Annotated in this window: 20 protein-coding genes and 1 pseudogene; 8 read left to right on the forward strand and 13 right to left on the reverse strand. The window is 72.0% G+C overall.

The features are described from left to right. Nucleotides 1-2 precede the first annotated feature (2 nt). The gene (locus tag ACFWBQ_RS07520; RefSeq protein ID WP_385485157.1) at nucleotides 3-209 is read left to right on the forward strand and encodes an aldo/keto reductase; all 207 of its coding nucleotides are present in this window, start codon (nucleotides 3-5) and stop codon (nucleotides 207-209) included. Here the strand turns inward: ACFWBQ_RS07520 and ACFWBQ_RS07525 are convergent, their stop codons facing one another. After that, entirely contained in the window at nucleotides 210-1,340 is a 1,131-nt protein-coding gene (locus ACFWBQ_RS07525; RefSeq protein WP_385485159.1) for an aminopeptidase P family protein, read from the reverse strand. A 105-nt stretch (nucleotides 1,341-1,445) separates the two neighbouring features. Beyond that, nucleotides 1,446-1,973, reverse strand: coding sequence for a MarR family winged helix-turn-helix transcriptional regulator (locus ACFWBQ_RS07530; protein ID WP_385485161.1), 528 nt, complete (start codon nucleotides 1,971-1,973; stop codon nucleotides 1,446-1,448). Between the two features lie 159 nt (nucleotides 1,974-2,132). Here ACFWBQ_RS07530 and ACFWBQ_RS07535 point away from each other — a divergent pair, with 159 nt between their 5' ends. Beyond that, nucleotides 2,133-3,509 carry an MFS transporter gene (locus tag ACFWBQ_RS07535; RefSeq protein ID WP_385485163.1) on the forward strand — a complete coding sequence of 459 codons (1,377 nt, stop codon included), beginning with the start codon at nucleotides 2,133-2,135 and terminating at the stop codon, nucleotides 3,507-3,509. Between the two features lie 12 nt (nucleotides 3,510-3,521). Then, complete coding sequence (locus ACFWBQ_RS07540) at nucleotides 3,522-5,084, forward strand: LLM class flavin-dependent oxidoreductase (RefSeq protein WP_385485165.1); 1,563 nt, start codon at nucleotides 3,522-3,524, stop codon at nucleotides 5,082-5,084. 43 nt (nucleotides 5,085-5,127) lie between these two features. Here the strand turns inward: ACFWBQ_RS07540 and ACFWBQ_RS07545 are convergent, their stop codons facing one another. Further along, on the reverse strand, nucleotides 5,128-5,763 hold the full coding sequence (locus ACFWBQ_RS07545; protein ID WP_385485167.1) for a nucleoside/nucleotide kinase family protein: 636 nt from the start codon (nucleotides 5,761-5,763) through the stop codon (nucleotides 5,128-5,130). Nucleotides 5,764-5,873: 110 nt separating this feature from the next. On the opposite strand from ACFWBQ_RS07545, the gene ACFWBQ_RS07550 reads away from it, so the two are divergent. Continuing rightward, complete coding sequence (locus tag ACFWBQ_RS07550) at nucleotides 5,874-6,260, forward strand: VOC family protein (RefSeq protein ID WP_351171030.1); 387 nt, start codon at nucleotides 5,874-5,876, stop codon at nucleotides 6,258-6,260. Nucleotides 6,261-6,308: 48 nt separating this feature from the next. On the opposite strand, the gene ACFWBQ_RS07555 is transcribed toward ACFWBQ_RS07550, so the two are convergent. From ACFWBQ_RS07555 to ACFWBQ_RS07580, 6 genes and pseudogenes are all read right to left on the reverse strand, one after another. Next, a complete protein-coding gene (locus ACFWBQ_RS07555; RefSeq protein ID WP_383176528.1) occupies nucleotides 6,309-7,214 on the reverse strand; it encodes a LysR family transcriptional regulator in 906 nt (301 codons plus the stop codon). A gap of 34 nt (nucleotides 7,215-7,248) precedes the next feature. After that, nucleotides 7,249-8,442 carry a glycine C-acetyltransferase gene (locus tag ACFWBQ_RS07560; RefSeq protein WP_385485170.1) on the reverse strand — a complete coding sequence of 398 codons (1,194 nt, stop codon included), beginning with the start codon at nucleotides 8,440-8,442 and terminating at the stop codon, nucleotides 7,249-7,251. Between the two features lie 52 nt (nucleotides 8,443-8,494). After that, a complete protein-coding gene (tdh, locus tag ACFWBQ_RS07565) occupies nucleotides 8,495-9,523 on the reverse strand; it encodes an L-threonine 3-dehydrogenase (RefSeq protein ID WP_385485172.1) in 1,029 nt (342 codons plus the stop codon). Between the two features lie 396 nt (nucleotides 9,524-9,919). Next, nucleotides 9,920-10,945 (reverse strand): annotated as a pseudogene (locus tag ACFWBQ_RS07570) (serine/threonine-protein kinase); the annotation flags it as partial. Between the two features lie 9 nt (nucleotides 10,946-10,954). After that, nucleotides 10,955-11,203 carry a hypothetical protein gene (locus ACFWBQ_RS07575; protein WP_385485174.1) on the reverse strand — a complete coding sequence of 83 codons (249 nt, stop codon included), beginning with the start codon at nucleotides 11,201-11,203 and terminating at the stop codon, nucleotides 10,955-10,957. 192 nt (nucleotides 11,204-11,395) lie between these two features. Next, the gene (locus ACFWBQ_RS07580; RefSeq protein ID WP_385485176.1) at nucleotides 11,396-11,851 is read right to left on the reverse strand and encodes a MarR family winged helix-turn-helix transcriptional regulator; all 456 of its coding nucleotides are present in this window, start codon (nucleotides 11,849-11,851) and stop codon (nucleotides 11,396-11,398) included. Nucleotides 11,852-12,053: 202 nt separating this feature from the next. Here ACFWBQ_RS07580 and ACFWBQ_RS07585 point away from each other — a divergent pair, with 202 nt between their 5' ends. After that, complete coding sequence (locus ACFWBQ_RS07585; RefSeq protein ID WP_385485178.1) at nucleotides 12,054-12,527, forward strand: MarR family winged helix-turn-helix transcriptional regulator; 474 nt, start codon at nucleotides 12,054-12,056, stop codon at nucleotides 12,525-12,527. A 141-nt stretch (nucleotides 12,528-12,668) separates the two neighbouring features. Beyond that, nucleotides 12,669-14,261, forward strand: coding sequence for a DHA2 family efflux MFS transporter permease subunit (locus tag ACFWBQ_RS07590; RefSeq protein WP_385485180.1), 1,593 nt, complete (start codon nucleotides 12,669-12,671; stop codon nucleotides 14,259-14,261). 535 nt (nucleotides 14,262-14,796) lie between these two features. Here the strand turns inward: ACFWBQ_RS07590 and ACFWBQ_RS07595 are convergent. Beyond that, a complete protein-coding gene (locus tag ACFWBQ_RS07595) occupies nucleotides 14,797-15,996 on the reverse strand; it encodes an MFS transporter (protein ID WP_385485182.1) in 1,200 nt (399 codons plus the stop codon). Between the two features lie 73 nt (nucleotides 15,997-16,069). On the opposite strand from ACFWBQ_RS07595, the gene ACFWBQ_RS07600 reads away from it, so the two are divergent. Further along, a complete protein-coding gene (locus ACFWBQ_RS07600) occupies nucleotides 16,070-16,828 on the forward strand; it encodes a DeoR/GlpR family DNA-binding transcription regulator (protein ID WP_385485184.1) in 759 nt (252 codons plus the stop codon). A gap of 64 nt (nucleotides 16,829-16,892) precedes the next feature. Here the strand turns inward: ACFWBQ_RS07600 and ACFWBQ_RS07605 are convergent, their stop codons facing one another. Beyond that, on the reverse strand, nucleotides 16,893-17,738 hold the full coding sequence (locus ACFWBQ_RS07605; RefSeq protein ID WP_385485186.1) for an alpha/beta fold hydrolase: 846 nt from the start codon (nucleotides 17,736-17,738) through the stop codon (nucleotides 16,893-16,895). Between the two features lie 260 nt (nucleotides 17,739-17,998). Here ACFWBQ_RS07605 and ACFWBQ_RS07610 point away from each other — a divergent pair, with 260 nt between their 5' ends. Continuing rightward, entirely contained in the window at nucleotides 17,999-20,458 is a 2,460-nt protein-coding gene (locus ACFWBQ_RS07610) for a GTPase-associated protein 1-related protein (protein ID WP_385485188.1), read from the forward strand. Between the two features lie 49 nt (nucleotides 20,459-20,507). Here the strand turns inward: ACFWBQ_RS07610 and ACFWBQ_RS07615 are convergent, their stop codons facing one another. Together ACFWBQ_RS07615 and ACFWBQ_RS07620 are read right to left on the reverse strand one after the other, a co-directional pair. After that, entirely contained in the window at nucleotides 20,508-21,392 is an 885-nt protein-coding gene (locus ACFWBQ_RS07615) for a peptidoglycan-binding protein (protein WP_385485190.1), read from the reverse strand. 28 nt (nucleotides 21,393-21,420) lie between these two features. After that, nucleotides 21,421-22,983 carry a DUF6519 domain-containing protein gene (locus ACFWBQ_RS07620; RefSeq protein ID WP_385485192.1) on the reverse strand — a complete coding sequence of 521 codons (1,563 nt, stop codon included), beginning with the start codon at nucleotides 22,981-22,983 and terminating at the stop codon, nucleotides 21,421-21,423. Nucleotides 22,984-23,040 lie beyond the last annotated feature (57 nt).

A 23,040-nucleotide genomic window follows, 5' to 3' on the forward strand; every position in this document is an offset into this window, starting at 1 on the left:
CGATGAAGCAGCGATTCCTCGGCCGCCCGGGCGTGAGCGCACCGATCGTCGGGGCACGCACGGTCGAGCAGCTGACCGACAACCTGGGCGCCGCGGACTGGGAACTGACGCCAGATCAGACGGAGCGACTGGACGAGGCCAGTGCGCGTCCGCTGCCCTACCCGTACGACGTGCTGCACCGCTTCCGTGACCGTGAGTTGCGGGACTGATCAGTCGACGATCGCCAGCTCGCGCGGAGTGGTGTTCAGCCGCCGGCCGCCGTTCTCGGTGACGGTGACGATGTCCTCGATCCGGACTCCGAAGCGGCCCGGCAGATAGATACCGGGCTCCACCGAGAAGCACATGCCGGGTACCAGCGGCTGCTCCTCGCCCTCGATCATGTAGGGCGGCTCATGGGTGGTGACGCCGATGCCGTGGCCGGTGCGGTGGATGAAGCGCTCGCCGTAGCCGAATTCGGTGATGACGGCACGCGCCGCCCGGTCGACCTCCTGGCAGGCGACCCCGGGCCGCACCGCGCCGAAGCCCGCCTCCTGCGCCTCCCGAACGACGTCATGCACCCGCTGCTCCTCCGCGGTGGGTGGGCCGACGTGCACCGTACGGGAGGTGTCGGAGCCGTAGCCGTGCTTGAGGCCGCCGAAGTCGAGGACGACCATGTCACCCTGCTCGATGGTGCGGTCTCCGGCCTCGTGGTGCGGGTTGGCGCCGTTCGGACCGGAGCCGACCACGGTGAAATCGACCTGCGCATGGCCGTACTCCACGAGGAGAGCGGACAGATCCGCGGCGACGTCGGTCTCCTTCCGGCCGGAGAAGCGGACCTTCAGGATCTGTTCGTACGTGGCGTCGGCTGCGGCCCCCGCAGCCGCGAGACGCTCCAGCTCGGCCGCGTCCTTGACCGCACGCAGCATCGGCAGGGCGGCGGTGAGGGAGGCGTACGAGGTGGCGGGAAGGAGCTGTTGCAGCGCGAGCAGATGCAGCGCCCAGGCGTTGTCACTGACCCCGAACCGGCCCTTGCCGTCGAGCAGTTCGGCGGTCAGGGCGTACGGGTCCGCGGCGTCGGTCCAGTCCCGCAGGGTGAGGACGGGGGCGCCGACGGCACGCTCGGCGTCCGCGGCCTCCAGGGCCGGGACGACGAGGACGGGGTCGTGGCCCGCCCTGATGACGAGCAGGGTGAGGCGTTCGGTGGCGGCGGTCGGCCGGTATCCGGTGAGGTGGACCAGGTCGGGGCCCGGCGCCACGAGGACGCCCGCGAGGCCTGCGGCGTCGGCGGACTCCGCCGCTCGGGTCATCCGGGCCCGGTAGTCGTCGGCGGTGAAGGGTACGGGCTGGTCGGGGATGGACATGACAAACCTCCTGGCGGGGCGACGCGGCACACAGCATCCTGCCCGTACGTGCCGGTGGATGCGAACGCATTCGGAACGCGGCGCGGGGCCGTACGAGCGGGCGGTCTACTTCGTCCGGGCGCCTGCCGTCGGGCCGCCCACCCGGTCGTCGGCGTCCAGCATGCGCCGGAGCAGCGCGGTCAGCGTCTCGCGTTCGGCGGGTGAGAGACACGCCAGGAACGCCTCCTGGGACTCCTCGGCCACCCTGAGCAACCGGCGCTGGAGCGCGGCCCCTTCCTCCGTCAGACCGACCACCTGCCGCCGCCGGTCCGCCTTGTCCCGGGCCCGGTACACGAAGCCGCGCTCCTCGACGAGGTCGAGGTAGCCCCCCAGGTGGCTGCGCTGGAATCCCAGCCGTTCCGCCAGTACGTGCTGCGGCAGCGGCCCGAAGTCCGCGAGGGCGGTTAGCGTGGCGAAGTGGGGCAGCCGCAGGTCGTACTCGCCCACGGACGCGACCAGTGCGTCGTGACCGATGCGCCCCACATGGCTGGCGAGGTACGAGGGCAGTGCCAGCAGGCCCGGCGGGCGGGGGCCCCGCTCCGTGGCCTCGGGAGGGACTGCGCTGTCGGGCCCGCACTCGGGGGATTCGCTCATCCACGCATGCTATCCGGTCAGTGACTGGACGTAAGGATGACGTCATGTAATGATTCCGTGGTGCTATTAATTCGACGCTCTGCCCGCCCCCCTGCCCAGCCGCCGGCGGCGGACCCGCGACGCCGCACCGCGGCACCTTTCGCGGCCCTCCTCCTCGCCGTGCTGTCCTTCTCGCTGATGCAGACGATGGTCGTCCCGGCGCTCCCCGGCCTCCAGCGCGAGTTCAACACCTCCGCGACCACCGTCTCCTGGGTTCTCAGCTCCTTCCTGCTCACCGCTTCGGTGGCCACCGCGCTACTCGGCCGGGTGGGCGACATGTTCGGCAAGCGGCGGGTGCTCCTCGCGAGCCTCACCGTCTTCGCCGCCGGCACTCTGCTGGCCGCCCTGTCCGACTCGCTCGGGCTGCTGATCGCGGCCCGCGCCGTCCAGGGCGTCGGCTCGGCCGCCTTCCCCCTGGCTTTCGGGATCGTGCGCGACCAGTTCCCGCGTGAGCGCGTGCCTCTGGCGATCGGCCTGATCTCGTCGACCTTCGGCATCGGCTTCGGCGTCGGGCTCGTCATCCCCGGCCCCCTGGTGGATGCCCTGAACTGGCACTGGATCTTCTGGACCGGTCTGATCGTGATCCTGGCGGGCATCGCGGCCGTGGCCGCGTTCGTCCAGGAGCCCCCGGTCCGCTCCCCGGGCCGCATCGACTGGGGCGGCGTGGTGCTGCTGAGCGCCGGCATCGTGGCCCTGCTGATCGCCATCAGCCAGGGCAGGTCCTGGGGTTGGACGTCGGGCGGCATCATCGCCCTCTTCGCGGCGGCCGTCGTGCTCCTCGTGGTCTTCACGTACGTCGAGAAGAAGGTCCGCGAGCCCCTGATCGACATCGAGCTGCTGCGCCGTCCCGCTGTCCTGTCCAGCCACATCACGGCGCTCGTCATCGGTTTCGGCATGTACGGCGCGTTCACCCTCGTGCCGCTGCTCGCCCAGACCCCCACCGAGGCCGGGTACGGCTTCGGGGCCTCCGTCACCGAGTCCGGACTGTTCATGGTCCCGATGGCCGTGGCCATGCTGATCGCCGGCCCGCTCGCCGGACGGATCGGGGCCGCCGCGGGCTGGAAGCTGCCGCTGGTGCTCGCCTGCCTGATCGGGGTGGCCGGCTTCGTCGTCTACGCCACGGCCCACGACAGCGAGTGGGCGATGTACGCCGGCTCCGCGGTGCTCGGCACCGGTGTCGGGTTCGCCTTCGCGGCCCTGGCCAACCTGGTCGTCAGCGCGGTCGACCGGAACCGGACCGGAGAGGCGACCGGCATCAACACCGTCATGCGCACCGTCGGCGGTTCGCTCGGCGCGCAGATCGCGGCCTCTCTCGTGGCGGCCCGGACGGTCCCGGGCACCCGGCTGCCCGCCGAGTCCGGCTACACCACCGCCTTCGTGATGTCGGCGGTCGCCCTGGCCGTGGCCGCCCTCGCGGCGCTCGCCGGCCCCGGAGCACTGTGGCGCACGGCCACCCCACCCATGACCGCCCCCGACGAAGACCCCTCCACCGCCTAGGAGTTGGCCCACATGCCCGACTACGGACACACCCTCCTCTTCGGCACCGTGCTGATGCCGTCAGCCGGACAGGCCGAGGACGCGGTGGCCTCGGCACAGGCCGCCGACCGGGCCGGTCTGGATCTGGTGAGCGTCCCGGACCATCCGTACCGGCCCGGTCTGCTCGACGCCTGGACGGTGCTCTCCTTCATCGCCGCGTCCACCTCCCGGGTACGGGTCTTCCCCAACGTCGCCAGTCTGCCGCTGCGGCCGCCCGCCGTACTGGCCCGCGCCGCGGCCGGCCTGGACCGGCTCAGCGGCGGCCGGGTGGAGCTGGGGATCGGAGCGGGGGCCTACTGGGACTCCATCGCCGCCGACGGCGGGCCGCGACGCACCCCGGGCGAGGCGGTGCGGGCGACCCGCGAGGCCGTCGAGGTCATCCGGGCGCTGTGGACTCAGGGCGGTCGCGTCCATGTCGACGGCGAGCACTACAGGCTCGACGGCGCGCCCTCCGGCCCCGCTCCCGCACACCCCGTCGGAATCTGGATCGGCGCGATCGGCCCCCGGATGCTGGACCTGACCGGGTCCGTCGCGGACGGCTGGCTGCCCAGCGTGCCGCACGTGCCGCCGGGGCAACTCGCGGCAGGACACCGGATCATCGACGAGGCGGCCGTCCGTGCGGGCAGGCCCCCGGAAGCGGTGCGCCGCCTCTACAACCTCTCGCCGGGACCCGGCGGCTTCCCGGAGGGGCCGCCCGGGGCCTGGCCCGAGCAGCTCGCCGCACTGGCACTGGAGCACGGGACGAGCGCCTTCCTGCTGCCCGTCCGACAGCCGCGCCTGCTCGAACTGTTCGCCGCCGAGGTGGCGCCCGCCACCCGGGAACTGGTGTCCGCGGCACGCCGGAGCGGTGACACGGCGTCCGGCGACCGTCCGTGCCCCCCTGCGGAGGAGGCAGGCAGCGACCTGCCGCACGGGCGCGGAGGATCGCTGCCGGAACACCTGTCCGTCCGTGCGACGCCCGACGACCGCGTGCGCCGGTCGGCCGAACGGCTGTGGGACGAGTCGACCCGCCCCACCGGGCCCGCCGTCGACCCGGATCGACGGTATGCACGCAGCGCCCAGGAGCCGGCCCGCAATCTCGTCGCCGCCCACGACCAGCTCCGCTCGGACCTGGACCAACTCCGCCACGCAGTACGGCAGGTGCTGGAGACCGGTGCGGATCCCGGTGGGGCCAGGTCCGGGATCCAGAAGCTGAGCGTGCGCCGGAACAGCTGGGCGCTCGGCGCGTACTGCGCCTCCTACTGCCAGGTGACCACCCTGCACCACACACGGGAGGACCAGGACCTCTTCCCGCACCTGCGCCGGTCCGAGCCGCTCCTGGCACCGGTGCTCGACCGGCTGACCGATGAGCATCACGCCGTGCGGGGAGTCATCGACAGGCTCGACCGCGCGCTCGTCGCCTTCATCGGGGACGGTACGGGCGGGGACGGCCTGCAGGCCGCCGTCGACCTGCTCGCGGACGCGCTGCTGTCCCATCTCGCGTACGAGGAGCGCGAACTGATCGAGCCGATGACGCGGTTCGGCACCGGCTGGTGACATCCGGCCGGCCGGGCTCCTCCGGGCGAGGAGCCCGGAGGTGTCAGGGCGTGTCCGGCAGCCGCACGACCAGGTCGGCGCGGTCCCGGCACCGCTCCACCAGCCGGGCGTTGGGTTCGTCGGACCGGGCGACCCAGCGCTCCGCGTACGGGCGCGGCTTGCCGAACCGCACGTGCCGGTCGACGAGCCTGCGCGTCCGCAGCCCGGGCTCGACGTCGACGAACCACACCTCGTCGAGCAGCCCGCGCACCGGCGCCCAGGGCCCTTCGGCCAGGAGAAGGTAGTTGCCCTCGGTCACCACCAGCGGGATGTCCTGGGGGACGGCCACCGCCCCGGCGATCGGCTCCTCCAGACTCCGGTCGAACGCCGGTGCGTACACCGGGCCCGGCCCTTCGGGGAGGCGCAGCCGCCGGAGCAGGGCCGCGTATCCGGCGGCGTCGAAGGTGTCGGGGGCTCCCTTGCGGTCGGCACGGCCGAGGCGCTCCAGCTCGGCACCGGCCAGATGGAAACCGTCCATCGGGACGAGGACGGCGTGTCCTTCGAGCGCCTCGACGAGCCGGGCGGCCAGGGTGGACTTCCCGGCTCCGGGCGGTCCCGCGATGCCGAGGATGTGGCGCCGGCCGGAGGCGGCGAGGCGGCGGGCGCGGACCGTCAGCTCGGTGAAGTCGCTCGTGACCATGCCGGGCATTGTCCCCGGACGCAGCGGGACGGCGTTAGTGTTACGTATAACCGGCGCGCATTGCCGTCCAGACGTGAATGTCCGTCCACTCGAGGAACCCGAGGCCCCCCATGTCCCACATCGCCCTGGTCACCCTGGTCGTCCGCGACTACGACGAGGCTCTCTCCTTCTACACGGACGCTCTCGGATTCGAGCTCGTGGAGGACACGGACCGGGGCGACGGCTCGCGCTGGGTCGTCGTGCGTCCGCGCGGCACCCAGGGCACGGGGCTGCTGCTGGCGCGCGCGAAGGGCGACGCCCAGCTGGCAGCCGTCGGGGCGCAGGCGGGCGGCCGGGTCGGCCTCTTCCTGCACACCGAGGACTTCGCCGGCGACCACGAGCGGATGCGGGCCGCCGGGGTCCGCTTCCTGGAGGAACCGCGCCACGAGGTATACGGCTCGGTCGCGGTCTTCGAGGACCTGTACGGCAACCGGTGGGACCTGCTGCAGCCCGCCTGAGCCGGGCCGGGGATGCGCGAGCTGCCACGGTCCGTGCACGGCCGCCGGCTACGCCAGCCCCGCCGCCGACCCCAGCGCGTCCAGGACCGGCCTGATCAGCGGATGTCCCTCGGCCCCCTGCCGCACGGCGGCGAAGACCCGTCGTGTCGGGGCGCTGCCCTCCACGGGCCGTACGACGACACCGCCCAGGTCCATGCCGCGCAGCGCCGAGCGGGGCACCAGTGCCACCCCGGCGCCCGCCCCGGCCAGGGCGACCACCGCGTGGAAGTCGTCCGACGAGTGCTCCAGCTGGGGCTCGAACCCGGCGTACTCGCAGGCCAGGACCACCACGTCATGGCAGGGGTTGCCGGGGTACGGGCCGATCCACGGGTCCTTGGCGAGGTCGGCGACGGCGACGTGCTCCTGCCCGGCGAGGCGGTGGCCGACCGGAAGCACCGCGTCGAAGGGCTCGGAGTAGAGCGGCACCCGGGTGAGACGCCGGTCGTCGTCACCGGGCGCGCCCCGGTACTCGACGGCGACCGCCACGTCGACCTGCCGGTCCAGCACCATCGGCACGCTCGCGTCACCCTCGGCGTCCTGCACGCGGACCCGGATGCCGGGGGCGGTGCGGGTCAGCTCGGCGATGGCGGGGGCCAGGACGAGGCCGATGCCCGTGGCGAACGCGGCGACCGTGACCGTACCCGCCACGCCTGTGCTGTAGGCGGCGAGTTCCGCCTCGGCCCGCTCGAGCTGGGCGAGGACCGCGTTGGCGTGGGTCAGCAGGATCTCACCGGCGGCGGTGAGCCTGGCACCCCGCGCACCGCGTTCGACCAGCCGGTGGCCGGTCTCCTGCTCCAGGGCGGCGAGCTGCTGGGAGACCGCGGAGGGCGTGAGGTAGAGCGCGGCGGCTGCCGCGGTCACCGTGCGGTGGTCTGCCACCGCACGCAGAATGCGCAGCCGCCGTGCATCGATCATGCGGTCATTGTCCCAGGTCGGGGGAGACGGGCGACTACTCCCCCAGCGCGGCCCGCGCGTCGGTGAACGCGTCCACCACGCGGTTGACGTCGTCGGTGGAGTGGGCGGCGGAGAGCTGGACGCGGATGCGCGCGGCTCCCTGCGGGACGACCGGGTACGAGAACCCGATCACGTACACACCGCGCTCCAGGAGCAGCTCCGCCATCCGGCCTGCCTTCGCCGCGTCCCCGATCATCACGGGGGCGATGGCGTGGTCGCCGGGCAGGATGTCGAAGCCCTCCTCGGTCATCCGGGACCGGAAGAGCGCGGTGTTGGCGTTGAGTCGCTCGCGCAGGTCGCCGGCGGACTCCAGCAGGTCGATGACCTTGAGGGAGGCGGCGGCGATGACAGGGGCGAGCGAGTTGGAGAAGAGGTACGGGCGCGAGCGCTGGCGCAGCAGGGCGACGATCTCGGCGCGCGCCGCGACGTAGCCGCCGGACGCGCCGCCCAGTGCCTTGCCGAGCGTGCCGGTGATGATGTCGACGCGGTCCATGACGCCGTGCAGTTCGGGGGTGCCGCGGCCGCCGGGGCCGACGAAACCGACGGCGTGGGAGTCGTCGACCATGACCATGGCGTCGTAGCGGTCGGCCAGGTCGCAGATCTCCTTGAGCGGGGCGACGTACCCGTCCATGGAGAACACACCGTCGGTGACGACGAGGCGCCGGCGGGCCCCTGAGGCCTCCTTGAGCTGCTGCTCCAGGTCGGCCATGTCCCGGTTGGCGTAGCGGTAGCGCTTGGCCTTGGAGAGGCGGATGCCGTCGATGATGGAGGCGTGGTTGAGGGCGTCGGAGATCACCGCGTCCTCGGGGCCGAGGAGGGTCTCGAAGACACCGCCGTTGGCGTCGAAGCAGGAGGAGTAGAGGATCGTGTCCTCCTGGCCGAGGAAGGCCGAAAGGCGCTGCTCCAGCTCCTTGTGGACCTCCTGGGTGCCGCAGATGAAGCGGACCGACGCGAGCCCGTAGCCCCAGCGGTCCAGTGCCTCGTGGGCGGCGGCGACGACCTCGGGGTGGTCGGCGAGGCCCAGGTAGTTGTTGGCGCAGAAGTTGAGGACCGCGCCGGGGCGCCCGCCGGAGGTGACGCCGACGGTGGCGGACTGCGGGGTGCCGATCACGCGCTCGGGCTTCTGGAGTCCGGCGTCCCTGATCTCGTCGAGGGTGAGGCGCATGTCGTCGCGTACGGAGTCGAACATGAAGGGTGTCTCCCAGGTGGGTACGGGCCGGGGTAACGAGGTACGGGTCGGGTCAGGCTGCCCAGTCGAGCAGGACCTTGCCGCCGAGACCGCTCGCGGCGTCGTCGAAGGCGGCTTCGAAGTCGCGGTAGCCGTACCGTCCGGTGATCACCGGGGCGAGGTCGAGTCCGCCCTCCAGCAGCACGGACATGGCGTACCACGTCTCGTACATCTCACGGCCGTAGATGCCCTTGATGGTGAGCATCGAGGTGACGATGCGGGACCAGTCGACGGGGAAATCGGTGGCGGGCAGACCGAGCATGGCGATGCGGCCGCCGTGCGTCATGTTCGCGATCATGTCCTGCATCGCTTCGGGGCGGCCGGACATCTCCAGACCGATGTCGAAGCCCTCGCGCAGTCCGAGGTGGCGCTGGCCGTCGGCGATGGTCTCCTTGCCGACATTGAGGGCGAGGCTGACGCCGACCTTCCTGGCCAGTTCGAGGCGGGCCTCGCTGACGTCGGTGATGACGACGCTGCGGGCACCCGCGTGGCGGGCGACGGCGGCGGCCATGATGCCGATGGGGCCCGCGCCGGTGATCAGCACGTCCTCGCCGACCAGCGGGAACGACAGCGCGGTGTGCACGGCGTTGCCGAACGGGTCGAAGATCGCGGCGATGTCGAGGTCGACCTTGTCCCGGTGCACCCACACGTTGGAGGCGGGCAGCGACAGGTACTCGGCGAACGCCCCGTCCCGGCCGACGCCGAGCCCGAGGGTGGATCGGCACAGGTGGCGCCGTCCGGCGAGACAGTTGCGGCACTTTCCGCAGACCAGGTGGCCCTCGCCGCTGACCAGGTCACCGATCGTGATGTCGACGACGTCGGAGCCGAGCTCCGCCACCTCGCCGACGAACTCGTGGCCCAGGACGAGCGGGGTGCGCACGGCCTGCTGCGCCCAGCCGTCGTAGTTCCGGATGTGCAGGTCGGTGCCGCAGATTCCGGTGCGCAGGACCTTGATCAGGACATCCCCGGGGCCGATCTCCGGCTCCGGTACGTCCATCAGCCAGAGTCCCGGCTCGGCCTTCTGCTTCACGAGTGCCTTCACGGCTGCGGCTCCCTGTACCTGGTACCTGGTGAATACCCCGGGCCGGGGGCATGCCGAAGGCGGCCTGCGGCCCGGGGTGCATGGGGTACGGCGGACGGGACAGGGCGAAACGCGTGCGTCCGTCCCACGAACACCGCGATGCGCCGCCCACTGCCGTCACCAAGACAGTGCCGTACACCGGGGCCCCAGGTCCATCGAGGATTTCTTAAGCGCCGCCGCAGCTCCGCTTCACACCGATGTTTCACACCGGGGCGCAGGGTCCGAGCTGCGAGGCCGGAACGGCGTGGGACGGGGCCGCCTCGAGGAAGGCCGACGCCGCCCTGAGCGTCTACGCACCGCGGTCCGACCGGGCTCGCCCCGGTCGGGGCCGGGCTCAGCCGCGCCGCCGGCCGGTCACTCGCGCAGCGCCTCCCGGACGGCGAAGGCACCGCCGGCGGCCACGACGACCGCGCCTCCGGCTGCCAGCCGGAGGAACCGGCGTCTGCCCGGTGGTGCGGGTACCGGCTCCTCTGCGAGTGTGGGCTCGATGTCGGGCAGGGCGAGCATCGCGGCGGACCGGTCCGCTACCAGCCGTACGACGGCCTCGGGCAGCCATTCGATCGACCCGTGCGGGGCGTCCTCGACGATGCGCTCGTCGAGCTGCTGCGCTGTCGGCCGGTCGGCGGGGTTCTTGGCCAGGCAGTCGGCGACCAGGGCGCACAGTTCGGTGTCGCCGATCCCGCTGAGGTCGGGTTCGTCGTGCACGGCGCGGTACAGCAGGGCGTCCACGGCTCCGCTGCCGAAGGGCGGCCGGCCGGTCGCGGCGTATGCCAGGAGGCAGCCGAGGGAGAACACGTCACTCGCGGGCCCCGGCGCCGTACCGTCCGCGGAGGCCTGCTCCGGTGACAGGAAGCCGGGGGTGCCGACGACGAGGTCGGTGGCGGTGCTCGCGGGGGCGTCGCCGGCGCGGGCGATGCCGAAGTCGATGAGCTGCGGCCCGTCGACGGTGAGCAGGACGTTGCCGGGTTTGACGTCGCGGTGGACAAGTCCGGCCGTATGTACGGCGGCCAGGGCACGGGAGAGCAGCCGCCCGAGCACCCGCACGCTCCGGGTGGGCAGCGGGCCGCAGCGGGTGACCGCCTCCGCGAGTGAGGGGCCCGGTACGAACACGGTGGCCAGCCAGGGGCGTTCACCCTCGGTCTCGGCACCGATGACCGCAACGGCCCATGGGCTGTGCACCTTGCGGGCGGCCTCGACCTCGCGGCGGAACCGGGCCCGGAACTCGTCGTCCCCGGCGTACTCCGGGAGAATCACCTTGATGGCGGCGGTCGCTCCCGCGTCCGTACGGCCGAGGTAGACCACCCCCATGCCACCTGCGCCGAGGCGTCCGAGCAGCCGGTGCGCACCGATGCGTGCGGGGTCTGTGGGCCGAAGCTGGTCCATCGGATGTCCTCAGCTCTGCTTCTCGACGGCGGACCCGATCCGTACCAGCGCGGTGGTCAGCCCCTGGAGCACCGGGTCGGAGATCTCGTCGTGGGTACGCCCTCGGGCTCCCTCGCCTGGCGCGGCCACGGTGAACGGCGGGCTCTGCGCCTGCTGCCGGACGTACGCGTGCGGGCCGCCCAGTGCGGTACCACCCGTTCTCTTCGCGTCCGTGCTGCCGCCGCCTGCGGAGCACGGAGCCGCGAGCAGGAGGGGCACCAGAACCGGAATGCTGTATCTGCGTACTGTCCCGAGGTCCGCCACGAGTCCCTGACCCCCATCTCCCGGATGCGCTTCGATCATAGGAGCGGCGGTACGCCTCACAGGGGGAACCGGCCAACTGCTGCACCTTCGGGACAGCGGGACACGATGTGACAGACAGGCCGGTCACTCCACTTGGATCGGGCCCAGTCAGGGGCGGGGCCAGGGGCGTCCGTCGAGGTTCTCGATGTCGATGTTGAGCCGCTTGAGATAGGCGGCGAACACGGCGACCTCTTCCGGATCCCACCCGGCCATGACCTTCTCCAGGCCGCGGATGTTCTCGGCCCGTTCCGCGTCGAGGCTGCGCTCGCCCCCGTCGGTGATACGGAACTTGCGCGCGATGCCCCCGTCGGGGTCGGGGATGCGCTCGACGAGGCCGGCCCGCAGCATGGCGGCGGTCTGCCGGTTGAGGGTGGAGGCATCCAGTCCGAAGGCTTCGCTGAGCTGCCCGATGGACATCGGGCCCTCCATCCGGATGCGGCTGAGCAGGGTGTACGCACTGCGATCCAGGTACTGACTGTCCCGCCTCAGCCGGGGCGCGCTCAGCTGGAGGTGCCGCCCGAGCAGCATGGTCTCGAACTCGATCAAGTGCGTGGGCTTGTCCATGGTCCTTCTCTCGACCGCCTTCACCGTGCGCCGGGGCTCTCAACTGCAGATATACCACCACGGCGCAGAGCCCCGCATCACCCGCCCCGGTCGGCGCCCGACGCGGCAACGACCGCAGGTTCTGCGTCATGGATGCCGACCGGGTACTGCAGAATATTTATGTACGTTGACATAGGTATTCTGGAGTACCTAAGCTGCGGACATGCCCGACTCCAGCGCGCCCTCCCAGGACGTCGACCGCGTAGCCTCCGCGCTCGTGTCGGTCCTGCCCGCGCTGCAACGGAGCCTTGAGCGGCATGTCGGCCGCGAGTTCCCTCATCCCCGGCTCCCGGAGGGTCAGCTCGTGCTGCTCTTTCTCGTCGAGGACCGTGAGGGCATCACCGTCCGCGAGACGGCCGAGGCGCTGCTGATGAAGCCGAACAACGTCAGTGCCCTCGTCTCCCAGCTCACCGAGCTGGGACTCCTGGAGCGCAAGCGGGACGCGGCCGACAAGCGGGTCGCCCATCTGTACCCGACGGCCACGGCCCGGGAGCGGCTCGCCGAGGCACGGCTGCTCAAGGAAGGTCATGTGGCGCACGCTCTGCACACCCTCACCGAGGGCGAGCTCGATGCGCTCGGTGCGGCTCTGGGCGCGCTGACGTCACTGAACCTGCGTCTGCGCACCTCCGCCGGCTGACACCCACTCCTGGTCCGGCCGAAGGTCCGGGTCCTCGCGAGGACCCGGACCTGACCGCTGCCGGTTTCGTCACGGCGGCCGGGCGCCCACGTGACGCGTCTCCTTCACACCCCGAACTACGTACACAGACAAGGCATTTCCATGTCCTCCACCACCGTGGACACGTCTCCCCTGCCCGCAGAGGCTCCACCGGACGTCCCGAAGGGCCGGCGCGCCAACCCCTGGCTGACGCTGATCGCGGTCGCCATCGGCCTCTTCATGGTCAACCTCGACAGCTCCGTCGTCGCGATCGCCAACCCCGAGATAGGCCGGGACCTCAGCGCGTCCACCGCCGACCTGCAGTGGGTCACCAACGCCTACCTGATCGCCATGGCCGCCCTGCTGATCCTGGGCGGCAAGCTCGGTGACCGCTTCGGGCGGCACACGGTCTACCTCGTGGGCACCCTCGGCTTCACGCTGGCCTCGGTCGCGATCGCCCTCTCCGGTTCGATCGAGGGCGTCATCACCTTCCGTGCGGTTCAGGGCCTCTTCGCCGCCCTGCTGATCCCCAACACCCTCGGCCTCCTGCGCGCGGTCTTCCCGCCCCAGAAGTTCGGTACGGCCGTGGGCCTGTGGGCCATGGTGGCGTCCTGCTCCACCGCGCTCGGCCCGATCGTCGGCGGTCTGCTCATCGAACACGTCACCTGGGAGTCGGTCTTCTACATCAACGCCCCCATCGGCGTCGTCGCGCTGGCCTTCAGCCTGTTCGTCCTTCCTGAGAGCAAGGACTCCACGGGGAACCACCGCTTCGACGTACCCGGCGTGATCCTGCTCGCCGTCGGCCTGGTCGCCCTGATCTTCGGCGTGGTCAAGGGGGAGACCTGGGGCTGGACCTCCGGCGGAACGCTGGGGTCGATCGCCGCGGGCCTGGCCCTGCTGGCCGTCTTCTGCCGGTACGAGACCCGCCGCGAGCACCCGCTGCTGCCGATGCGCCTCTTCCGCAACCGTTCGCTGACCATCGGCACGCTCGTCACCGCGATCAACTTCTTCGTGATGCTCGGTGTCATCTTCTTCGTGATGCTGTACCTGCAGAACGTACGCGGCTTCACCCCGGTCGAGTCCGGTGTCCGCACCCTGCCGTTCAGCCTGGCCACCGTGGTGGCGGCACCGCTCGGCGCCGCCCTGACCCAGCGCTTCGGCCCGCGGCTCACCATGCCGGTCGGCATGGCCCTCCAGGCCGCGGCCTCCCTGTGGATGCTGACCTGGGACGCAGGTTCCTCGTACGCTGCTCTGTGGCCGCCGTTCCTCGCCATCGGCCTGGGCGTCGGCATCGTGATGTCCGCTTCCTCCGACGCCATCGTCGGCAACGCGCCGAGGAAGGACGGCGGTGTGGCGGGCGGACTGCAGGCCACCTCGCTGCAGATCGGCGGTGCGTTCGGCACGTCCGTGCTGGTCTCCCTGATCAGTGGGAAGGTGGGGTCCACCCTGACCGGCGAGCTGACCTCCGCCGGTGTCCCGGCCGAGGCGGCAACGGGCTTCGAAGAGGCCAAGGACGCGGTGTCCATGGGTGTTTCGCCCGTTACGGCCGACATGCCGGCGCAGCTGAAGGCAGCCGTGATCGAGGGCAGTGGCAACGCGTTCATGAACGGTATGCACACCGCCGTGACGGTCACCGCGGTCCTGTGCGCCGTGGGCGCGCTGCTGGCCGGGTTCGGCCTGCGCCGCAGCACCGGACCGGTCGCCGCGGAGGACTGACGCCCGGTCGGTCCGGCCGGGTGCGGCGGCGCGTGAAAAGGTGCCCCCGCACCCGGCCCGGGCCGCTGTCCTCGTACGAGCGGGGCCGGTCGCGTGCGGCCCCGCGGTCAGGGGGTGTACGAACCGGCCCCACCTCCGCACCTCCCACCCCGTCTGGCGGCGGCGTCCAGCCGCTCATGACGCTCCCGGATGCGGGCGATGACGCGTTCCCGTCCCAGTGTCCTGGCCCGACGGAGCTTGGCGTCCGCGGCCGGCACGGGGATCCAGAACAGCCGGCCCCACAGACTGAACCGCAGGGTTCCGCTCGAACCCAAGGCGTAGTTGACGCCGAAGCAGAGTGCGACGGTCAGTACGTAAGCCGCGGCCCGATGGGCGAGGAGCAGGCGCAGCGGCGCGTTGCGGGAGCCTTGCAGGAGCTCGACCGCCGCCGCCGGTTCGGCGGCGCGGAGGTCCTTTCCGGGCTCGTCCCCGGACTCACTGACGCCGTCAACGATCCCTTGATCACGATTTACGCAGGCACGGGCGGCAGGAATCCTCAGGCGTCCTGAGGGGCGGGCTCCTTGCTCATGCCCTCGGCAGTTTTCGCGGACTCGGTCATGAGGATCGGGGCCGTGAAGCAGGCGATGACGCAGAAGGCCACCGGCAGGAAAAAGGTGAGGTTCAGCGGCATGAAGTGGGTCATCGGCCCGATCACCGCGGGGCCCGCCAGGATGCCGATGTAGCCGAGGCCCGCCACGCGCGAGACGTTGGTGCCGGCGGCGGCCGGGTCGATGTGGCCGGCGGCGCTGAAGAGTTGCGGGATGGTGCCGGACAGGCCGATACCGAAGAGCGTCCAGCCGATCAGGGCCAGGGGAATCGTGGGCGAGAGCGCGGCCAGGACAAGTCCTGCGGCGGCCAGGCCGGAGCCGTAGCGGAGGATGGCAACCGGTCCGAAGCGTGCGGAGACCCGGTCGGCGAGCAGGCGGCCGATGGTCATGGCGGTGGCGAAGGCCCCGTACGCGAAGGCCGCGGTCGACGGGGAGGCGTCCAGGACGTCCTTCAGGTGCAGGGCACTCCAGTCGCCGGCCACCCCTTCGGAGAGCATGAGCATGAGCGCGAGTGCCGCCATGATCCAGATCCGGCGCGGCACGGGGCGCCTGTCGGACTTCGGGGCGTCATCCGCCTTTGCCGGGGCTGCGTCCGGGGGCAGCAGCGCCGGCATCGCAGCCAGGGTGATGACGAGGCTGAGCAGACCCATCGCGGCGAGCGTGGTGGCCGGACTCCAGTCCCGGCCGAGGGTGAAGGCGCCGACCAGTGCCGCAAAGACCCCGCCGATGGAGAACATGGCGTGGAAGGCGGACATCACGGGCCGTCCGTAACCCCGCTCGACCTGCACCGCATGGGCGTTCATGGCCACATCCAGGCATCCCGTGACGCAGCCCAGCACGAAGAGTGAGGCACCGAGGGTCCAGGCGTCGGTGGCCAGGCCCGGCAGGACGAGAGCGGCGCAGGACAGCACGGCGCTGACCGGGACGACCTTGCGGGCGCCGAAGCGGTCACTGAGCGGACCGATCAGCTGCATCCCCGCGAACGCTCCACCGCCGAGCAGCAGGAGGAGCCAGCCGAGGACGGCATGGCTGATACCCACCCGGTGCTCGATGGTGGGGATGTGGACGATCCACATCCCCAGGATGAAGCCGCAGAGGGTGAAGTACACGAAGGTGGCCAGTCGGCCGACCCGCAGAAGTCTTTCCATGCGCGCCAACCTAACAAACAGATTTTCTGTTTGTAAGTTTGTTTTACGCACATCGTTGGTGTTCACTTTGTTCATGGCGAGCGCAGACCGACTGAAGCAGATCACGCACGCGGTACTCGGGGCGGGCCGGAAGACCGTGGCGGAGCTGGCCGAGCTTACGGGCGCCTCGGAGATGACCATCCGCCGCGATCTGGAGACCCTCGCCGGCCAGGGCGTCCTGGAGCGTTACCGGGGCGGGGCCAGAAGCCTGGTGCTGCGGGGCGAGGAGCCTCCGTTCGCCCTACGGGCACAGGAAGGCCTGGAGACGAAGCGGCGCATCGCGGCGGAGGTCGCCTCTCTGATCGCGGACGGCGAGTCGGTCGTCATCGACAGCGGCACCACGTGCCTGGAGGTGGCCCACGCCCTCGCGCACCGCCGGCTGACCGTCATGCCGCTGTCCCTGCACGCCGCCAACGCCCTTACCGGAGCGGACCGGTTGACGTTGCTGCTGCCCGGAGGCCGGCCGCGCCCCGGCGAGCTCGCGCTGACCGGCCCGCTGACCGAGGCGTCCCTGGCCTCGCTCCGCTTCGACACCGCGGTCCTCGGCTGCTGCGGCCTGACCGCTGCCGACGGGCTGACCGCCTACGACCTTGAGGACACGGCGGTCAAGCGCGCGGCAATCGCGTCGGCCCGACGGGTCATCGCCGTGGCCGACGCCCCCAAGCTCTCCCGCACCGCCCTGGCCCTGGTCACCCCCGCCTCCGCACTGCACACGGTCGTGACCGACGCGGCGGCGCCCGATGACGAGGTCGAGGCGCTGCGAGCGGTGGGCGTGGACGTACGAAGGGTGTGACACGGCAGGTCCCGCGCGGACCGTCCCGCGACGGGCGGGGCCGGGTACCGACGGGTCTGCGGGCTCAGTCCCCGGCGGTCCTCAGCAGGAACGCCCTGATCGCCGCGCTCAGCTGCTGCGGCTGGTCCTCCGGAATCAGGGTGTAGCTGTCGGCGATCTCCACGAGCTCACCCTGCGGCAGCAGCTCGGCGAGTCTGCGTCCGTGCTCGAGCGGCATGACCTTGTCCTCCGTCGCCCAGACGACGAGCGCGGGACGGTCGAACGCGCGCAGCCCTTCCGCCCATCGCAGGAGTTCGTCCTTGGGCGGTACCCCGAGAACGTACGCCCGGAGGTCCCGGCGGATCTCGGTGGAGGTCCACAGGGGCTGGAACCACCCGTCCAGCACCTCGTGCGGGATGGGCCGCTTGCTCATCCACCCCCACGTCACGGGCAGCCGGCGCATCGGCTTCAGTTTGAGCAGTGCGAAGGCGAGCTCGATGCCGCCCGGCATCTTCGCCGAGGCATACAGATTGCGGCCGGGCAGGCCTGGCGGGAAGTTGTCGAAGGCCTCGCAGGACGTGATCACCAGCTTGCCGATCCGCTGGTCCCGCCCGTCCGCCACGAGGGCCTGCGCACCGCCCCAGTCGTTCATCACCAGCGTGACGTCACTCAGGTCCAGGGCGTCCAGGAACTCCGCCACCAGCCGGGCGACCCCCGGGACCGTCAGATCGGCGTCCGGGCGCATGGGCCTGCGGTGGGATCCCAGGGGCAGCGTGGGCACGATGCACCGGAAGTCGCCGCGCAGCTCGCCGACGACGTGCCGCCAGAGCGAGCCGTTCATCGCGACACCGTGCAGCAGAACCACCACGGGTCCGTCGCCACCCGTGTCCTCGTACTCCACCACTCCTGCGGAAAGCAGTACATCGGTCATGCGTCCAACCTAAACCGCCGCCATCGTCCGGGACGGGTGGTGCGGGATACGGGATCCGGCCATGTCGACGGCGTTCCGGATACTCCGGACAGCGGTTCCTCCGCTCCGCGCAGCGCCCGCGCGCTGCTCTCCTGCCAGACAACGAGAGCTGATGGGCCGGGCCTTGATAGCGTCGCCCACGCGACTACGGACCGCTCCTTCGCGGAGTTGTGACCGCGGTGGGCCCGGACGGACGTGGCACTGAAAAAGGACCGACGCACATGAGCCTCGCGCAGCTGCACTACACCTCCGCCGCGGCCGGGGTCGGGGAGCCCGGCGGCCGGTTCACCGCCGTCGATCCCGCGATACCCGGACCGGTCCGCGCGGAGGCCGGGCAGCTCCTCGGGTACGAGCCTCCGGCAGGGACGCCGGGCCACCCGGGCACCCCCAGCACCCCCCACATCTCCGGGGCCTCCGGGCGCCTCACGGATGCCGAACTGCGTGCGCTGCCGGTCGCGTTCAGTTTCAGCGCACTGTCCGACGGCAGCCATCTGCTCGGCCGTTCCGTGGCTGTCGGCGCCGGAGTGTTCCACGCACACGGCGTTCACCTGCCGGCCGGTACACCGCTGCCGGGCGGTGCGCTCCCGGTCACCGCGTGGGGGGCCGCTGGCTGGCTGGCCGCGACGCCGGACCGTACGCTGCCCGATCCGCTCACCGCGCGCTCCACCTCCACCTCCGTCTCGGGAGGCCTCTCCCGCGAGGGGCTGGGCGACTTCGCCGTGTCCCGGAGCCCCTGGCTCGCGGCCGTCCTCGCCGACCTGCGCCGGGTGAGCGAGGATCCCTCCGCGCCGCCGGTCGTCCTCGTGGAGCGCCACAGCGCGGACGTGGCCCGGTGGGTCGCGCTGGCCGCCGCCGTGCTGCCCCGGGAGCATGCCGAACGGCTGACCTTCACCACCTACACCCGGCATCCGGACCGCGCGTCGCACCAGGTCATCGGCGTGCTGCCGCAGGACGCCCCCGACGCGGGCGACCCCCGCTTCCGTGTGCACGCCGGGACCGGTCCGCGCCCCGCGGTGCCGGTCGACGACGCCTGGGCCGGGACCGCTGCACGTATCTGGCGCAGCCGGGCACCCGAGCTCTTCCGGGACGCGGCAGAACTGCCGGGCGAGCCCTTCGCCGCCGGGCCGCTCGCCGTGACAGCACTGGGCGCCGGCATCGCGCTCGGATCCAACGAGCGTGCCGCAGCGGCAGATTGGGCCGCCGGGCGGCCCTACGCGCTGGACGAGAAGCAGACCCGGCAGCTGACCGACGCGCTGACCGCGCCCGCCGACGACCGAACGGCCGCCGAATGCGCCTCCGCACTAAGGCTGCTGACGGCGCTCGACGGCCGCTCCCCCGCTGCTGTCACGGCACCCCTGGCCGCACTGCTGGTGACGGAGGCGGTACGGGGCGCCGATGTCGCCCTCGAGCCACCCGCGCGTTCGGCATTCGCCGAGCCGGCCGGGGAGCGTGCCGTTGCCGCGCTGGTCGCGGAGCTCGGCGACGACCTGCTGGCCGAGCTCGCCGCCGGAGTTCCCCGGGGTGTCGCGCGGACCGTGCAGGTGCTGCGGATCGTGCGGCTGCTCGGCGTGGACTGTGCGGAGCTGCTGCCCGGTGTCGTACGCCGGCTGGCCCGTGCGCTGCTGGATGACCCGGAGACCGGCGCATGTCCCGCGCTGCTCGACCTGCTGGACGAGCAGTTCGACGTCCGTACGGCGCTGCTGGGCGAGCTGGACCGGCTGGCGCCGGACGACCCCGCGGGGACGGAGCGGCTGCTGATCCGGGTCGCCCTGCCGTTCACCGGAACGCAGGCGCTGCCGCATCTGCGGATGTGCGCCGAGGCTCCCGGTGCCAAGGCCCGCGGCGCGGACCGGGTGATGGTGCTGCACACGGTGCTGCGGGCCGCGGGCATGTCCCCGTTCGCCGAGCCGCTGGTGCTGCGGACCGCCGTGGGCCTGGTGTGGGGCGAGGACACCCCTACGGCGGGCGAGGCGCGTTCGCTGCTGGGCGAGACCACGTCGGACGCGCACCGGACGGCCGGCACCTGGGCGCATCTCGTCTCCGCCGCACTCGCCGCGTCCTTCGACGACGAGGACGCCCCGGAACTCGCCCACGACCTGCTGCGCAGCTTCCCGCAGGAGATCGGTGCCCGGGTGCGCGCCTCGCTGCTGCTGCTGGACTTCGTCCGCGATGTCCGCTCCGGGGCGGCCGAGCCCGGCTGGGCGGAGCGGGCCCGGGCGTTGCGCGCCCTCGCCGAACCGGTGGAGCCCCTGGTGCTGGAGCACGCCTATGGCGCCCTGGCCCGGCGGTTGCTCGCCCCGGACCGGCCGGAGGCGGAGCTGTACGCGTTCGTGCACAGCGGGGACGAGGACCTGATCGCGGCCTACGGCAGGGTCGCCCGCCGCGACGAGGTCCTGACCCGGCTGCGGGCCGAACCCGTCTACGTGGCGGGCTGTTTCACCGTATGGACCGCCCACCCGCACGCGGGCGACTCCTGGACCAGGACCCGCACCGCCCTGCTCGACGAGGTGCTGCGCCCGGCGGTGCGCTCCCTGTCCCCCGAGGGCGTCACAGCGGTGGAGCAGGCCGTCGAGCGCGAAGGCAACAGCCGCACGCTCGACGCCTTCCGCACCTGGAACCGGCCGTCCCGCTCGATCGGGCGCCTGGGCAAACGGATCGTGGGGCGGGTGCGCCGGGGCTGACCCGGGCCGGCGTCGGCCGTCCGGTACCGGTGGTACCGGACCCGGCGGCTCAGACGTTGGGCACCTTGAGCTTGTCCCAGCTCGACTTGCCCGGGACGCCGTCCGCGCCGCTCCCCGAGAAGCCCAGCTTGCGCTGCCATGCGGCGTACGACTTGCGGTCCGCCTCCGACCAGGCCGGGCCCGGGCCGACCTCGTACTTTCCGCAGCCCTCGGCCACCAGTCTCTTTCCCATCGCAGTGATGACGGCGCTGCGCCGGCCGGCCCGGAAGTACGCGGCTCCGGGGAACGGCTCGTACGTCGCCGGGGGCTTCGGCGCGGGCGGCTTCGACGGGCCGTCCGGCTGACCGCCGAGGCGTGCCTTGATCCGGCTGCGCATCGAGTCCATCGTGAACCCGCGCGGGTCGATCTTCCCCGGCTGCCACTCCTTATGGCCGATCACCGAGCGGTAGTTCCAGCTGTGCGCCCGGCAGATCGCGGCCGCCGCCTTCTCGATGGCCTCCAGTTGTGCGCCCGGCCACGGGTCCTTGCCGTCGCCGAGATTGACGCACTCGAAGCCGTAGAAGGAGCGGTTGCCATCCGTGTTGGCCTCGTTGTCGGCGGGCAGCGCCGTTTCGTTGATCACCGCGCGCAGGACGTCGTCGTCGCCCAGTCCGGCGTGGTTGGCGCGGCCGTGGCCGACCAGGTGGACCGAGCCGTCCTTGGCGATCACCCCGTGGCACAGCGGACCCGGCAGGCTCGAATGGCCGTCGTAGCAGAGGTCGACGGAGCTCTGGGTGCCCGAGGTCACGGTGTGATGGATCATCACCCCGTGGACGGGCCCCCACGAGCCCTTGTGGTTGCGGTTGTGCGTGCGCCAGCTCCGGTGCTCGACGACGTGCAGACCTTCGTCCCGGAGGGCCTTGAGCAGTCTGTCGGCGGACAGAGGCGTTGCCATCGTGGTGCTCCTTTACCCAGGTGATGCGTCAGTTCTCGGGCTGTCCCTCGTCGTCCTGCCCCGCGGTGCGCCTGCCCGAACCGGCGGCCCCGGCAGTCTTCGCCGCCTTGGCCTCCGCGGCCACGGCCTCCGCCTCGGCTTCGGCCTCGGCGGCCAGCTCCGCCTCGCTGGCCGCGGGAATGACGGCCGCCAGCGGGGCGAACGTCATACGCAGATCCGCGACGGACCCCTCCGACAGCACCCAGGCCAGGGGTGCGTAGTGGACCTCGGTCCCCTTCGGGGACTGCAGCAGTGGCCGGCGGGCCGCGTCCGCCGGCCACTCGACACTGCCCGTCGCGGTGCGGGCAGGAACGGTCCAGAAGTCACCGGCGCGATACGTCCTGCCCGGCTCGAAGTACACGAGCACACCGTCCTCCAGCGGCAGCCAGCCGCCTTCCTCGATCCGGACCGCGCCGCCCCGAAGCTTCGCGGCAGCCTGCTTCGTACGGCCGCTGCCGGAGTGCCGGGAGCCGGACCGGTGGTCCCAGCGCCGCAGGAACGGGTGGAGTTCGGGGCGGCGTCCGACCGAAGGATCCAGCTCGCCCGAGAGCCGCACCCGCCGCCCCGGCAGGTCGACCTCCTCGATCCGCAGCAGCGGCAGCGGCTCCCCCCGGCTCGTGTAGGCGGTGTCCACGAACTCCACCTGGTCGCCGACGCTGAGTCCGAGCTTGTCGTCGCTACCGAGCGACGCCAACTCCACCCAGGTTCCGTCGAGTTCGTCGACCGGAAACGTCACGGAACCGTTCTCCCGCGACCACTTGAAGGTCGCGTCCTTCGCCTCGCCGCCCTCGTGGATCTCCACGCGGTACAGCTGGTTCTCCGGGCCCCGGTACCGGGAGTCCGGCTCCACCAGGCAGGGGTCCTCGTCCGCGTGCTCGGGGCGCTCGCTGCGCGCCGCCATGCGCGCGGTGGGCGCCTGCGCCGCCGCCCACCGCGCGAACGCCGGGCGGATCCGGTCCTTGGTCGCCCCGTCCTCCAGTTCGAGCTGCGCGCCGGGCAGCGGCAGCACCTGCCAGACGGTCTTGAGCCGGGCCGCCGTGTCGGGCATCGCCGACCCGAGCGCCACCTCGCGCAGCAGCGGGTCCTCGGCCGCGGTCACCGCGCGCTCCCACACCTTGAGGTAGGCGAGGTACGGGAACTGGGTGGGCAGCCGGTCGCCGGGACGTTCCGGGTCCCGGTGGCCGTCCGGCTGGTCCCAGTAGGTCCAGGTCGTCGGGGTCTGCGCGTCGTGGGCAAGGTCCTCCTCGACGGGGACGCCGGGCTCGGGGCGGTTCGCGTCCAGCAGGATCCCGTCGACGTAGTAGCGGCCGGCGCCGACGGAGAGGTCGTCCAGTTCCCGGCTGCCGCCCAGGAACCCCACCTCGAATCCGGTCGCGCCGCGCGGGCCGCCGTGCTGCCCGATCAGGTCGGCTGCGGTGGTCCGGGCGCGGTGCAGCTGGATCGCGGCCTGTTCGTTGGCGTCCGCGTCCAGCTGGACCCGGCCCTGCTGGGTGAGGACCGCCGCGTAGTGCCGGTCCGGCCGGAAGGTGTCGCGGGAGAGATCTGCGTGCATGGGAAGGGGTCCCCCTTGGAAGTCCGTCAGAAGTCCGTCGGTCGAAAGAGAATCGGG

Origin of the sequence: Streptomyces sp. NPDC060035 (assembly GCF_042736635.1) — a bacterium.
Lineage (GTDB): Bacteria > Actinomycetota > Actinomycetes > Streptomycetales > Streptomycetaceae > Streptomyces.

Bases quoted from the DNA above. Each gene is read 5' to 3' on its own strand.
- ACFWBQ_RS07540 (WP_385485165.1), top strand. From the start codon at position 3,522: ATGCCCGACTACGGACACACCCTCCTCTTCGGCACCGTGCTGATGCCG.
- ACFWBQ_RS07610 (WP_385485188.1), top strand. From the start codon at position 17,999: ATGAGCCTCGCGCAGCTGCACTACACCTCCGCCGCGGCCGGGGTCGGG.
- ACFWBQ_RS07600 (WP_385485184.1), top strand. From the start codon at position 16,070: ATGGCGAGCGCAGACCGACTGAAGCAGATCACGCACGCGGTACTCGGG.
- ACFWBQ_RS07595 (WP_385485182.1), bottom strand. From the start codon at position 15,996: ATGGAAAGACTTCTGCGGGTCGGCCGACTGGCCACCTTCGTGTACTTC.
- ACFWBQ_RS07585 (WP_385485178.1), top strand. From the start codon at position 12,054: ATGCCCGACTCCAGCGCGCCCTCCCAGGACGTCGACCGCGTAGCCTCC.
- ACFWBQ_RS07555 (WP_383176528.1), bottom strand. From the start codon at position 7,214: ATGATCGATGCACGGCGGCTGCGCATTCTGCGTGCGGTGGCAGACCAC.
- ACFWBQ_RS07615 (WP_385485190.1), bottom strand. From the start codon at position 21,392: ATGGCAACGCCTCTGTCCGCCGACAGACTGCTCAAGGCCCTCCGGGAC.
- ACFWBQ_RS07550 (WP_351171030.1), top strand. From the start codon at position 5,874: ATGTCCCACATCGCCCTGGTCACCCTGGTCGTCCGCGACTACGACGAG.
- ACFWBQ_RS07580 (WP_385485176.1), bottom strand. From the start codon at position 11,851: ATGGACAAGCCCACGCACTTGATCGAGTTCGAGACCATGCTGCTCGGG.
- ACFWBQ_RS07545 (WP_385485167.1), bottom strand. From the start codon at position 5,763: ATGGTCACGAGCGACTTCACCGAGCTGACGGTCCGCGCCCGCCGCCTC.
- ACFWBQ_RS07590 (WP_385485180.1), top strand. From the start codon at position 12,669: ATGTCCTCCACCACCGTGGACACGTCTCCCCTGCCCGCAGAGGCTCCA.
- ACFWBQ_RS07560 (WP_385485170.1), bottom strand. From the start codon at position 8,442: ATGTTCGACTCCGTACGCGACGACATGCGCCTCACCCTCGACGAGATC.
- ACFWBQ_RS07605 (WP_385485186.1), bottom strand. From the start codon at position 17,738: ATGACCGATGTACTGCTTTCCGCAGGAGTGGTGGAGTACGAGGACACG.
- ACFWBQ_RS07530 (WP_385485161.1), bottom strand. From the start codon at position 1,973: ATGAGCGAATCCCCCGAGTGCGGGCCCGACAGCGCAGTCCCTCCCGAG.
- ACFWBQ_RS07525 (WP_385485159.1), bottom strand. From the start codon at position 1,340: ATGTCCATCCCCGACCAGCCCGTACCCTTCACCGCCGACGACTACCGG.
- ACFWBQ_RS07520 (WP_385485157.1), top strand. From the start codon at position 3: ATGAAGCAGCGATTCCTCGGCCGCCCGGGCGTGAGCGCACCGATCGTC.
- ACFWBQ_RS07620 (WP_385485192.1), bottom strand. From the start codon at position 22,983: ATGCACGCAGATCTCTCCCGCGACACCTTCCGGCCGGACCGGCACTAC.